General features: G+C 49.1%; 11 protein-coding genes. All 11 read right to left on the bottom strand.

Features of this window, described 5'->3' with window-relative positions:
• Nucleotides 1-231 (bottom strand): hypothetical protein (locus ACO0LH_RS27445; protein WP_422944336.1); only part of this gene is annotated, 231 nt, incomplete at its 3' end.
• A 214-nt stretch (nucleotides 232-445) separates the two neighbouring features.
• Entirely contained in the window at nucleotides 446-5,239 is a 4,794-nt protein-coding gene (locus ACO0LH_RS27450; RefSeq protein WP_422944337.1) for an aminotransferase class V-fold PLP-dependent enzyme, read from the bottom strand.
• Between the two features lie 75 nt (nucleotides 5,240-5,314).
• Nucleotides 5,315-6,226 (bottom strand): chlorinating enzyme, encoded by a 912-nt coding sequence (locus tag ACO0LH_RS27455; RefSeq protein ID WP_422944338.1) that lies wholly within the window; start codon nucleotides 6,224-6,226, stop codon nucleotides 5,315-5,317.
• A 66-nt stretch (nucleotides 6,227-6,292) separates the two neighbouring features.
• A complete protein-coding gene (locus ACO0LH_RS27460; RefSeq protein WP_422944339.1) occupies nucleotides 6,293-6,544 on the bottom strand; it encodes an acyl carrier protein in 252 nt (83 codons plus the stop codon).
• A gap of 13 nt (nucleotides 6,545-6,557) precedes the next feature.
• Complete coding sequence (locus ACO0LH_RS27465; RefSeq protein ID WP_422944340.1) at nucleotides 6,558-8,057, bottom strand: amino acid adenylation domain-containing protein; 1,500 nt, start codon at nucleotides 8,055-8,057, stop codon at nucleotides 6,558-6,560.
• Nucleotides 8,026-8,883, bottom strand: a complete 858-nt coding sequence (locus ACO0LH_RS27470) for an alpha/beta fold hydrolase (RefSeq protein ID WP_422944341.1) — start codon at nucleotides 8,881-8,883, stop codon at nucleotides 8,026-8,028. The genes ACO0LH_RS27465 and ACO0LH_RS27470 overlap by 32 nt, the downstream gene beginning before the upstream one ends.
• Before the next feature lie 639 nt (nucleotides 8,884-9,522).
• The gene (locus ACO0LH_RS27475) at nucleotides 9,523-10,893 is read right to left on the bottom strand and encodes a hypothetical protein (protein ID WP_422944342.1); all 1,371 of its coding nucleotides are present in this window, start codon (nucleotides 10,891-10,893) and stop codon (nucleotides 9,523-9,525) included.
• Nucleotides 10,894-10,954: 61 nt separating this feature from the next.
• On the bottom strand, nucleotides 10,955-11,263 hold the full coding sequence (locus ACO0LH_RS27480) for a hypothetical protein (RefSeq protein ID WP_422944343.1): 309 nt from the start codon (nucleotides 11,261-11,263) through the stop codon (nucleotides 10,955-10,957).
• Nucleotides 11,264-11,272: 9 nt separating this feature from the next.
• A complete protein-coding gene (locus tag ACO0LH_RS27485; RefSeq protein WP_422944344.1) occupies nucleotides 11,273-11,491 on the bottom strand; it encodes an MbtH family protein in 219 nt (72 codons plus the stop codon).
• Nucleotides 11,492-11,555: 64 nt separating this feature from the next.
• Nucleotides 11,556-12,770 carry an ABC transporter permease gene (locus tag ACO0LH_RS27490; RefSeq protein ID WP_422944345.1) on the bottom strand — a complete coding sequence of 405 codons (1,215 nt, stop codon included), beginning with the start codon at nucleotides 12,768-12,770 and terminating at the stop codon, nucleotides 11,556-11,558.
• Entirely contained in the window at nucleotides 12,767-13,609 is an 843-nt protein-coding gene (locus tag ACO0LH_RS27495; RefSeq protein ID WP_422944346.1) for an ABC transporter ATP-binding protein, read from the bottom strand. Before ACO0LH_RS27495 ends, ACO0LH_RS27490 begins: the two co-directional genes overlap by 4 nt.
• Nucleotides 13,610-13,620 lie beyond the last annotated feature (11 nt).

Genomic DNA, 13,620 nt, shown 5'->3' on the forward strand with positions numbered 1-13,620 from the left:
CATGAGCTGGTCCATGAGCCACAGGCGTTGCTGGGCGTAGGAGAGGACGGCTTCTTCTGGCTGGCCTTCTGCTTCCCGGCTGCTGCGCGGCAGGATGGGGCTGTGTACGCCACGGTTGGCGCTGGTGTTGGCTTTATGTTGCCGCAGCTTTTCTTTTAAGTGGGCGCGGGCGCTTGTCTCTGTTTTTGCGGTTCCAGCAGCTTCTACACTAAACGCTTCGTTCTCTATCATCTTTTCTCCACCATTCTGTCAGTTTCCAGATCTATCTAGAACGCATTTCATCAATAGCTAGTGGAAAGTAAAATTGCCAAAGTAAAAACGCATTTCCTCACAAACAAAACCCCACGCCATATAGCGGGCGCTTCTGAAAAGTATTTGATACGCAGATGTGCTGGCTACAGGACCGCGCCCTGGATCAAAGTTAAGGCCCGGGTCAAGGTCATGGTCAAATCAGCTCGCACTGAATTTCGTCTATCATGCAAGCGATGTCTTCCAGGCGCGGTTGCACGAACAGGGAGTGAAAACTCAACTCGACCGCGAATTCGTCTTTTATCTGACGCTGTAGCGAGGCCGCTGCCAGGGAATGTCCACCGATCTCAAAGAAATTATCTGTCGTCCTCAGTTGTTTTCTATCAAGGATGTGTTCGCACATTTCCAGCAACTTCGTTTCGGTCAGGCTAGGTATCTGGCTGGATGGCTGGCGTATCTGTCCTTCGTATTGCGACTTGAGTTTTTGTCTGTCGATTTTTCCGCTTGCGGTCAGTGGCAAGGCATCCACGATATGCAGGGTTTCTGGCACCATGTATAAAGGCAGCGATGCAATGAGTTGCCTGCGTATCGTCTTTTCAGAAAATGCGCTGGCAGAAGCCGTATCGTGAAGCACGACAAAAGCCTGCAAACTGCTGTCTGCATCCCTGGGCTCTGCCAGGACGAGGCATTGACTGACCATGCCCAACTGGCAGATATGGGCTTCGATTTCTCCCAGCTCTATGCGCATGCCACGTACTTTGACTTGCTGATCCCTGCGTCCGACATATTCAATATCCCCGCTGGGCAGACGGCGACCAAAGTCACTGGTTTTAAACAGCCTTGCACCGGGCTTGAAAGGGTGAGGCACAAAAGCCGTTGCCGTATCAGCCTCATTAACATAGCCATTGGCCAGGCCATCACCACCTATATAGATTTCACCCACTATACCTACAGGCAATAAACGCAGTGCCTCATCCAGGACCAGTATTTCTGTATTGGCGATGGATTGCCCAATCGGGACATGATAACGGTCCATGATGTCCAGTTGCTGGCGCAGGGATTGGTGAAAAACACCCGCTTGATCCCTGGCATGCAGTTGCAAACTGTCTTCTATGAATCTGTCTGCGATTTCCAGCTGATTGACAAGGTTGTCCTCAATATCTTCCAGCGTTGTCAGGGGATTGGCGATGACGACGCGGAAAACTGTCATCCTCTCAGGGCAATAGTTTTCATTGAGGATATCGGTCTTGGAAACAAAGGTCTTGCCTTGCAAAAATTGCTTTTCCTGTATGCTCACGATCGCTTTGCTGATCTCGCGGTTTTCTTCGACCGAGAAGCGTTTTTTATGGCGCAGGCTGCGTGGAATATAACGATAGTTGAGGATATTGATTTCAGGTGTGCCAACCAGCTCGAACGCCTCATGCCTGTTCAGTACATCGGCCAGATAGCGCGTCTTTTCTATGCCCTGCTCTACCAGCGCAGCAATGCCACGCCGGGAGACAATATGGAACATCGCATGCAATGACAGGAAAATCGCCGGCCTGGAACCCTCTATCGTATATTGGCCTATATCAAAACTGCCTTGCCTGCCCTGGTACACCGCCTGGACGGAACTGGCGTGAATCGATTGCGAATCCCTGAAAAGGCAGACGCTGATACCCTGCGGGACATATAACTGCTTGTGTGGGCAAAGCGTGATGGAATCGGCGTCTTCTATCCCTTTAAGCAAGGCTTTGTATTTTTTTGAAAATACCATCGCCCCACCCCATGCTGCATCCACATGGAAATGAATGCGATGGTGGCGCGCAATTGCTGCCATGTCGGTGATAGGGTCTATGGTGCCGGTTTCTGTCGCACCGGCAATGCCGATGATGGCAATGACCAGCAAACGTTTTTCCTGACACTGCGCCAGTTTCAATTCGAGGTCGGCCACATCCGCTTTTTGCCTGGCATCCTGCTTCAGGACCAGCAAGTTGCGCTCGCCAATGCCCAGCAGGGAGGTGGCTTTTCTGATGGAATAATGGGCAAGCCCTGAAGCAATAATGGCAAAACCTTCATAGCCGCTGCGCTTTAATAATTCAAATGCGCCATATTGAATGATGTCTGCCTTGCTATAACCAAGATTCAAAAGTGCGCGGTTTCTGGCATTCCACATTGCAGTAATGTTGGCACTGCTGCCACCACTGACCACCAGCCCAAAGACATGATCGGGATTTTGTATCCTGTCCTCATAGCTGGCATGGGCATCGTCAAAGAAAGCCCTGTGCAGCATCGCCAGTAACTGGCGTTCGAGAAAGGTAAGCGCTTTGGAGGTTTCTACCTTCACCATGTTTTGATTGAGCCGCGCGACCAGTGCACTCATTTCAGACATGAAATCAGGCAAGGCAGAAGTCATGTGACCAATGAATTTTTTCGATGAGACATTGACGCTATAAGGCAAGACGTCTGTATTGAGCCAGGCAAGGTATTCATCGACAGAAAGTGCATTGACCGGGACTTGCGAATCAAGGAAGTTCTTTTTCAGTTCATTCACACTGATGTGTGGAATCGTGATTGGCTGGTCTTCACTGGCAGGCGGCAAATTATCGTGAGACCCTTGTGCCAGTGCAGGCAAAGACACCTGCTGCGATTTCATGAAAAAATCGGCCAGTTCAACGCCGGGTTCGTAAGGGATTTCATAACAGCTGCTGTCTGCACCGGTTTCAGTCAGCCCGTAGATATTGAAAAGCCGGGTTTTAGGCAAGACTCTGAAAAGACGTCTGGCCAAACCAAAGCTGAGCACGTCACCGCTACAGATGATCGATTTCAGTCTGCTCAGGCCAGAAAATTTTTTTTCTTCCAGCAAGGCAGTCAGCATGAAAGGGACCACGGTAAGACGGCTGACCTGATGCCTGTCCAACAAACCAATGAACGCACTGACGTTCAACAATTCTGCATCCGAAATAATAACGAGAGGTTGCCCTGTCAGCAGGGCCTGGAACATCTCTGCGACATGATCGACGAAAGCGATCCTGGTCTTCATGCAAAAAATATCATGCTCATCCAGTGCCAAAGCTTCTTTCGCCCAGAATACACGGTTGACCACACTTTTGTGATTACCGATAACACCTCTGGGCTTTCCAGTGGAACCGGAGGTATAGATCACATAGGCGGCGTCCGTTGCCTGATGGTCTCGAAATGGCGAAGAAAAGGATGCTCCCGCTGCGGCCGCCTCGTCATCAGGGCAGAGTGATCGTATATGTTTCCAGTGCGGGAGTGCGTTCTCATTGTCGCGGTGCAGTACGCATTTAAGCTTGCCATCAAGCTCGATATGCTGGACACGCTCCAAGGGGAATTGCGCATCGAGCGGCACATAAGCCGCACCGCAACGCAAAATGGCGAGGACACTGACCACAAAGTCAGCGGAGCGCGGCATGTACACACCAACTCTATCGCCAGCGACAATCCCTTCAGAAACCAGTTGCGTCGCCAGTCGTGCCGCCATGCGCGACAGCTGGGCAAAACTGATACGGGTATCTTGCTCAATAATGGCAGTCGCTTCAGGTGTACGTAAAGCTTGCGCATCAAAAAGTGCATCCAGCGTGAGCGATGGATAGAAAGTCTGATTTGCATCAAGTCGCAATAATTTTTGACGCTCGGAAGGCGTCATCAGGTCAACATCGGCAAGACTTGCATCTGGATGATCAAGCACGCTTTGAAGCAGATGATTGAAATGCCCGGCAAAGCGTTCTATGGTCGCAGCTTCAAAAAGCGCTGCGGAATATTCGATGACACAGTCCAGTTGCCCATCACTGGAAAGCGTAGCCATGAATTCAATTTCGCTATGCGAAAAGGAAGTAGCCGCTTCCTGCGGGTAATGTCGCCGGATGCCAGCGACTCCAGACTGAAAGCGCTGCATTGCCTGCTCTGTCTGTTCACCATATTCAAAGGCAATCTGGCAAAACGGTGAAAAACTCATGGCATGTGCCACGCTGATTTCATCCAGCAGTGATTCCAGCACGACAGGGACATTTACTGACGCGAGCTGCCATTTCTTCACCAGGGAAGAAACAAAACCTGCGAAAGTCAGGGTGCTGATCAGCTCTACTAAGACAGGCGTATGATCAAACAGTGTAGATATGTTTGGTGTGGCGAGTGTATCGTCGTCGCAGGCGCTACAGTCAAGCATGCCAATGCAGATTTTTTTCTGTTGTGCATAGCGTGCGGCTGCAATCGCAAACAAGGCAAAGACAGCCAGATGCTTTTGCTGGCTGGCGTCCTCAAGGATATCGCCCAGGGCCGCATATTGTTCTTTACTGATGCTGAATGCATATCTATGACTGACAAAATTCTTTACCAAATCGCGCTTGCGGTCAGTCGGGAAATTTTGCAGCTCGCGTGATAGCAAACTTGCGTGGTGATTGATCCCTCCTTCACCATTGCCTTTGGCGTATATTTTTGTTGTTGATGGCAATCGCTCTTTTTCGTCAACACCAGCCCAACCTGCTTTTATCAAATGAAAGATGATATCCAGCTGTTTTCTCGTCATCACGACAGGGTGAAAACTAAGTAACAGATACGTCAGGCAGGCAGCGCTGTCGAAAACGATGTTTATTCTCAAAGGACATTCAAGTTCAAGTCTGAACTCATAGGCTCGTTCAAACTGGTAGATGTCATCAATGCAGATGGCAAGCCTGTTTTCTCCCAGTTGACCATCTCGGGCAAGTGTTATTGCAATTTCATTTATCGAGACGTCCCCTGGCTCGCCGGGGCACCATGACACTGCGCCATCCTGCACCAGCAATTTCGAATGATATTGCTGGTTTTTCCCGACAATGGTCCTGACGACGTCAAACAGGCTGTCACGCAAAAAGTTCCCCTCAATTTCTACACATAGCACTTCGTTTGGCTTTGACTTCTGGCCAGCGATTTGCTCAATTTTCCACAAACGATGCTGTGCCCGGTTAAGTGGAAAAGATGGCGTTAGGGAACGGCTTGATGATTCAGGCATAGTAGTCGTCAGGACATTTTGTCGTTCAAAATCAAAGCGGTTTCAGGCTGGCAGACGAATCTTCCAGCCTTTCCATCAAGCAAATTCCAGGCCGCGCATGTTTTTGTCTATGATGCGGTTGTGCCCAAAATCATCTTTGCCAGACACCAGTACCACACCATAATTCTTCAGCGACAGCGTGCTGCCGTATTCTTCTATGGTTTCAGTACCTGGATAGATCTTCACGCTGGCAGGTACATAACGCGCGGTGAAACCAAGCCGTGTCCTGTTGGTAGTGGTGTTAGGATAAGATGCATGCATCAGGGTAGACCAGAAAATCACGCACTGACCGGCCTTCATTTCCATGGCTACGGCTGTTGATTCATCAGGGACCCAATCAGGGTCTTTCTGCAAGTTACGGTAGTCATAGCCGAAGAAGCCCAATTTGGAGCCATTCTTTTCCAGCTTGTTGATCTGTTCTGGCGAATATTTCATTTCCTTGGTTTCGTCATAGAACATTTCTTCATGCGTGCCAGGAATGAAACGCAGGCAGCCGTTTTCCTTGTCGGCATCGGTAACGGCTGTCCAGACTGTGATGGCACCGCCAAAGTTTTCCTGCATGGGCCAGACAACCTGTGGTTGACCCGAGGCATGGCCGAATGTATCTGCCTGATGCCAGTCTGTGCCCTCATCGCCAGGATATTTTGGGAACATTTCTGAGCGCCAGCACAAGAGATCAGGTCCAAGTATGCCTTCGACCTTGTCCAGTATCTGGCGGCGCATGATGTGCTTGCTGAAAAAGTCGATATCGAGGTGGCGGTCATAACCAGCCAGCAAACTCGTATGTTCAAGATTGTACACAGCGTGGCTGCGGTCAAAAATTTCAGCCCGCAGTTTCTTGTAAGTTTCTGTCATCTCCCCCGGTTCATAGACATCGAAGGGGCCGGCAAAGCCATTTTCTCTAAATGCTTTCAGTTCAGCTTCAGATAAACTAAATTGTTTTTTCACTTTTATGCTCCGACTTGTAATTAACAAACACGCTATGTAAGTAAGTCCGTGAATAACGCCACCTTCTTACGCCTGGTCAACCAACTCCCTGGATTTTTCAACGTAGGCTTGAACCCACTCATTCATGGTCGCCAGAGCCATCAATTGACTGGTGTCTATTGTGATGCCCAGCTTTTCTTCGACTCTGATCTGCATACCTACGATAGTGAGTGAAGACACGCCCAGCGCATAATAATCATCGTCCAAGCCTATGCTCTTGAAATTTTCACTCTCTTTGAATAAGGAAACAATAACGTCCTTTATTTCTGCCTGATTCATGCTCAGCTCCAAATTAAACAGTGGTAGAAAAAACCTTCTTGCTATCGACCTTGCCGTTTTGGGTAATAGGCATAGTGGTACCAATCGATATCTTGTCTGGAATCATGTAAGGCGGCACGCGCGCACTGAGGTATGTGCGTACCGCTTTCGCATCCAGTTCCTGATCTTCTTCAGTTTGCAGGTACGCAACCAGAAGCTGATCGCCGCCATCTGATTTTTGACAGCTGACGACAGCTTCTTTCACCGCCGGGATGTCGATCAGGTGTGCCTTTATTTCCTCAAGCGAAATCCGGTAGCCCCTGATTTTTACCTGGCTGTCCTGACGTCCCATGAATTCAATAAATCCTTGCTGGTTCTGCCTGACCAGATCGCCGGTCCTGTAGATCAAGCCATCAGAAAGACGGCGATCATAAAAAAACGGGCCTTCACCCGGTTTGGCATTCAGGTATCCAAGTGCGACACCACGGCCAGCAGCATATAATTCGCCTGTTTCGCCTGGTTTGACTTGCTCGCCCTCTTCATTGACGATGAAAACCTCGGTGCCACTGATAGGCCTGCCAATGGCAACCGTCTCTTCCGGTTTATTGTCACTGGTCATCACGTGACAGCAGGTAAAGGTGGTGTTCTCTGTCGGGCCATAACCATTGATGAGTTTGATGCCATCAATTTCATCAATGACTTTCCTTACCGCGGCCTTGTGCAAGACATCGCCGCCGGCAAGCAATATTTTTACTGGCCGCAAGGCATCCATATATTTGTCGGCAAACAGGTGAAACAAGGCAGCCGTGAGCCAGAGTATGGTGATGTTGTAGTCGGTGATATGACGCTTGAAAAGATTGGGGTCCAGCACGGCGCCGGTATATAAAACCAGGCTCGCGCCGTTCAGCAATGCGCCCCATATTTCAAAGGTGGACGCATCAAAGCTTTGTGTGGAAAACTGAAGTATCGCGTCATCTGGCTTTATGCAGATGTAGTTGGTATCGATGACCAGTCGCGTCACGGCCCTGTGCGGCACGACAACACCTTTCGGTTCAGAGGTCGTGCCCGAAGTAAACATGATGTAGGCCGGCGTTTCACTGGAAAACACTTTCTCTTGCCATGCACCGGTGTCATCGTTCAACGCATCATGGCTGAAGCGATAGACTGTCCTGTCTGCGGTTTCCAGGTCTTTGCAGTCACGGTCACTGATCATCAGTTTGACTTTTGCCGCATGCAGGCAGTAAACGCTGCGCGCAACAGGATTGTTCTTCTCAAGCGGCATATAGGCTGCCCCGCATTTGAGAACAGCAAGCATGGCGATGATCATTTCCGGCGAACGGTTCAGCAGCAAGGCGACGATATCATTCGTCTGCACACCCTGGTGGTCGAGGCGAACAGCCAGGGCGTCAGATAGCTGATCCAGCTCGCCATAGCTGAATTTTTTCTCGCCATAGACAAGCGCAACACCGCCCGGGTTTTCCGCAACGCGCTGCTTGAATATTTTATGAATATTGTCTGCCATAATTACGCTCATACGCGTTCTCGAAAACGTGATTCCAGATAGCAATCATGGTGTTTGAATCCCTGGTCAGTACGCCGTAATGATCAGCGTCGGGGTCGACAAACATCGTGGAATTTTTGATGTGGCCGTGAATTTTCTGCGAACTCTCAATGTTGACCTGCATATCCTTGCCACCCGCCATCAGCAGGGTTGGATGAACAACCTCCGCTGCCAGTTGTTCGAAGTCAACGGATTTATAGGCGAGATAATTCTTCGCATAGCGCCTCAGGAAGCGGATATCGCTAAACGGCTGGTCAAGCCCTGCCGGGCGGTTCAGATCCACATCGAATCGCTCGCCCTGTATCTTGTCAAATACCAGCTTGGCTCTGTCATCATTGCTGGCAGCCAGGCACAATAAGACATCCATGTCTGAAGCAAACTGCGTCACATATTTTTTCTCTGCCAGCATGGTGTATTCGCCATGCGCCAACACCAGTTGTGTGAACCGATTCGGCTGAAGATTAATCGCTGCCAGCGCAATGCCTGCACCCGAGCAGTAACCAACCAGTATGGCATCATGAATATAGAGCGCGTCCATCACGGCAATCATGTCGGATACATGGCGGTCTATTGAAAATTCAGACACCTGACAGCTGCGGTCAGAGTTTTCCAGTACGGAACGATTTTCCCATGTACAGATGTTGTAATGGGACTGAAAAAATTCAAAGAAAGGCTTTGCAAGGGCTAGTTCAAGGCCAAACGGAATCACCAGAACTACCCAGGGTTTTTCGGGATCACTGTTCACATATCCGTACTTGAGCTCGATATTATCTACCGTCGTCAGTAAATTGGTTTTCATGGTGACCGCTCTGCTTTAGCAAACAAATATTAAAGACCACATACTCTTGAAAGAGACGCGCGTTTGTTCTGTTGCTGCGATGATGCAAAACTTTTTAAGGCAATTTTTTGATTCAGGACAATTCAAAAAATTATTCAAATCCCTGATTTACACCAGGCCATTTCTTGCGTGATATTTTTCAAAAATCATCGTACTGACCAGATCCAAATATAGCTAAAAGATATTACGATGATATGACGTTTTTGCAAAAATTTTAGGCACAAACAACATCAATTTTTCAAAGAAAATTAAGAAATATTTTTTTGAAAATAATTTCTTAAAATCTTTTCTTTTTAAATTTATCTGAAAGCAATAAATGCGAATAGATACGCGTCCATTCACTTCGTTCATGAAGATAAATTCACCAGCCGACAGCATCGCTAATGCACCATGAATTTCGAATCCGCATGTGATCACCTTGCAGCAACAATGGCGGCAAAAAAAATCATGGTCTTATGAAGATTTTTGTAGATGGGGCGGTTGGGAGTCAGGCTGTCTTGCGACAAGAATCATAGACAGCCTGATTGAGAGACAATACTTTCACGGCATCACATGAGGTTATGGGGAGCTTACCTATGTGTTCATGGCCTGGAGATAAATTTATTTATCTGCGCGGCTCAGCTTCAAAGGAAACTGCAAACTCGGCATTGTCCAGTCACCGCTAATTTGCTGCTCAGAAACCTTGCCTTTGAATTCAGCCGCAATACCTTTGACCGTCAGGCTGATGTTTTCGCCTTTCAGCGTCACATCAGATACCGGCAATGAAAACAGCTGACGATTCGGAATATCCTGCAAGGCAATCAGCTCACCTTTGTCATTGAGCTGGAAACGCAATATCATATAGGTATTGGCAGTTTTACCTTCCCATTTACCGAGCAGTTTCTTGGCAAGATCGGTGGGGACATGCGCTACCTCTGGGACATATTCACCACGCGAAAAATTCAGGTTCCTGTCCTGGCCTTCGGCTGAGAATTTGCCGTTGATGGAATCTTGCGTCAGGGTACCATTAAAGGTAGCACCTACACCGTCAATGCGTATGGAAACCTTGTCTGCATCCAGGCTGATTGCAGTGATAGGCACGCCCTTGCGACCCTCGTAGGGGCTATCCAGCGACGCAGTGAAGTTGCCAGGCTTATTGTCCTTGAACTTCAGTGCAATGCCGATGCCATTGCTGAACTTGCCGTACCAGTTGCCATTGAGCTTGTCGCGTATATTTTTATCCACCACCAAACCAGCGGCCTGGAACTTGCCTTTATTAAAGGTCAATGGCGCATCTCCGCCCTGTGTCCATTTACCGACCAGCTGATTGCCTTCCACTTTGCCGGCGAAGCTCATTTCTGGCCGCAGTACCTTCACACGCAACGTGCCGTCCTGTAGCGAAACACTTTCGACGGCGATACCAAATACTGATTGATCGGGGCTGTCAATGGTTGCACTCATGCCGCTATCCGCTGCGCTGTCTGCCTTGAAGTTGATGACCAGGTTCAGCTTTCTCTCTGTTTGTGGAATACTCAACACACCATTCCAGGGCCCATTCAGATAAGCGACTGTTTCTGCGGGGATTTTCTTTTTCACCAGGGGAACCAGGCCCAGGTCAAAGGACGACCCGTTCTGCTTCCACTTGCCGGTCATTTTCCCGTCTTTGAGCTTGCCTTCATATTTACCATTGACTTCATCAACGACAAAGCTGACTTTGTCACCGCTAAGGCTGAAGGCATTCACCGCGATGTTTTGCAGGTTTGCTTCTTCAGGTGCATTCAACACTGCCGAAAGCTTGTTTTGTGCATTGCGGTTGACGATGAACTGTATCGTCAGGCTGGTGGACGGATTGATCACCAGCTTGCCCTGCCAGGTACCCAGCAGCGCCTCATTGCCTGGCGCTGCGGCCTGGCTGAAGGCGCTGAAAAAGCCCAAGAACAACGCACTGAAGATGGCGATGTACATTGCCCAGTTGCGGTTTGGCGTATGCATAAAGGTATTCTCCAATGCTTGCTATCTTAACGAGTCAGGTTTTTAAAAATTTCAAATGAGTTTATGCAGGCTCAGCCAGCTTCAATGAACCCTGGCCACTCAAAGTTTCAAGATCAATATTGACGGTGCAGATGACTGGCTGGTAATCCAGTGTCAATGAACCGGTCAATTCGATTTTTCCGCTGTCGAAGTCTATGCCCTTTGCATCTTTATCCAGTTGCACACCCAGTTCTGTACCACCCTGGGTTTCTGTGAACTTGACAAGAACCAGACCACGGTCAATGGCTTCTTTCAGGTCAGCCGTGTTTTTATAGCGGATGAGCGAGACTGCATGCTGGCCATTGGATAATTTCTCAACGAGATTGGTCATGTCCGTCTCCTAGTTTTGTGCCTGGGCCATCTGCTTTTGCAGGCTGAGCGGGCGCATGTCTGTCCAGACGGTATCGATATGATCGAGGCATTCCTGCTTTGTGCCTGTCTTGCCTTCGTTAAACCAGCCCAGTGCATTTTCCCGGTCTTTTGGCCAGATGGAATATTGCTGTTCATGGTTCAAAACAACTTTATAAATAGTTTTATCTTCTTCATCAAAATTCGACATCGCATTTCTCCTTAGCAGGTTGGTACAATAAAAACGAGCGCACTAGTGCCTCTGAAAACAACAATCAATCCCGGAAAATGACACTTTCTTTTCGGAACCACGCAACCGAAAACAGCAAGGCCGCAGTGCCAATCACCAGGGTGGTGACAAATATCGACAAAATCATCAGATAGTCAGACAAGGTACCTTTGATCAATTCACGAATGACCAGGCCGACATTGGAAACAGGGATCATCGACCAGAACCAGGTCAGGTTGACGCCGGGAATAAATATCGCCGTCGCCAGCACCACCACCAGGAAGTTGGCAATGCTGCTCAGGGAATTGGCTTCGCGGTAACTTCTGGCGTAGATGGAAATCGCCAGCAATATGGCCGAGAACACCGCCGTGACCGGGATCAGCATCAGCCAGACCAGCATGATGTCGCCAACGCCTATCTGTGTCAGTACAGTCTTGAACGCATCTGATGAATTCATGCCCTCAAAGATGAGCCAGCCAGCCAGGCTGAGCATGCTGAGCGTGGAATACAACAGGCCCAGCACAAACACGACCAGGAATTTCCCTATCAGGATAAAGGTGCGCGGGATTGGCAGCATGACCAATATTTCCAGCGTGCCCTTTTCTTTCTCGCCTGTCGCCAGCTCTACCGCAGTAAATGCACAGCCCATGAAACAGATGATGAACAAGGGGTAAGCCATGATGGTGCCCAGGTTATGGCCTATGCGTTCCCGCTCGCTGGCGATATTGACGACATCAAAGGTCACCGGGTCGAGCAAGGCCGACCTTGCACTTTCACCACTGACGCCGAGAAAGGCCAGGCGCCAGTCGCGTTGCTTCTGGCTGTAAGCCTGCAAGGGGGCCGTGCCCCTGTCCTTGACCAGGCCATGGCTTGGTGCAGATTGATAGAACACAAAGCTAACACCCAGGCGTTCACCACTGCTTAATTGTTGCTTGGCGTTTTCAGGGATCTTGACGGCAAACCGTATGATCTTGTCGCGGATGGCTTCATTGATCTTGTCTTCGGCAACATTCACACGATGGAACGTGGGTTCATCGGCGTACATCTTTGCCAGCTCTGGCAGGTATTGCTCACCGATGATGGCATAGTCAAGAATATTCTTGTCCAGCTTCTCGCTATGGCTGTCGGCAAACTGCAAAAAGAAATGCCCCATCATGGGAATCAGAAAACAAGGCAAAAGAAACATGCGCATGATATTGCGCCTGTCACGCAAGTTTTCGCGCAGATCTTTCCAGAAGATGGTGGAGATGATATTCATCATATGCCACCCCCGGCAAAGCTTGGTGTACGTTGCCCAGCATCAATGTAATGCGCTTTTTTTGACATATCTTCACCGGTAATGTTCAGGTAGGCATCATCAAGATGGTTGCAGTTGGTTTGCAACTTCATTTGCGCCACCGTGCCAGAAAACCGCAGCAAGCCTTTGTGTATGAGCACCACCTGGTCACACAGCTTTTCTACTTCATGCATGTGATGGGTGGAAAAAATGACAGACTTGCTTGAGCTTTTACATTTTTCGATATAGCTCAAGACAATTTGCGCGGTGGGTACATCGAGGCCGGTAGTCGGCTCATCAAAAATGATGAACTCAGGCGAATGCACAAGGCTGCGGGCAATCGAAATGCGCTGCTTCATCCCGGCGGATAAAGTGCCGATGGGACGGTGTGAGAACTCCTTGATTTCCAGTTCTTCAAACAGCGTTTCAATCTTGAACTTGAGTTCATCCTTGGGAATGCCATACAGGCGGCCAAAGAAATTCAATAACTCTTCTGAATTAAGATGGTTATACAGGCCGGTATTGCCTGATAAAAAACCTATGCGCCGCCGGACCTCATTGGCATCATTGACGCTGTCAAATCCTAACAATTTGACCGTGCCCGATGTCGGTTTAAGGGACGTGGCAAGGATACGCATCAGCGTGGTTTTACCCGCACCATTGGCGCCCAGCAAACCAAGTATGGTACCTTTTGGCACACTGAAATCGACCTTGCGCAGGGCATGGAAAGAATCGCCTTCTTCGCGGGGATCGATATTCCCCTCCCCTTTCTTCTTGTCCTGCTTCAAGGAGAAAGTTTTTCTGACTGCACTGACTTCTAGCATGAGAGTTCCAA

This window comes from Undibacterium sp. TJN19 (genome assembly GCF_049339485.1).
Classification (GTDB): Bacteria; Pseudomonadota; Gammaproteobacteria; order Burkholderiales; family Burkholderiaceae_D; genus Undibacterium.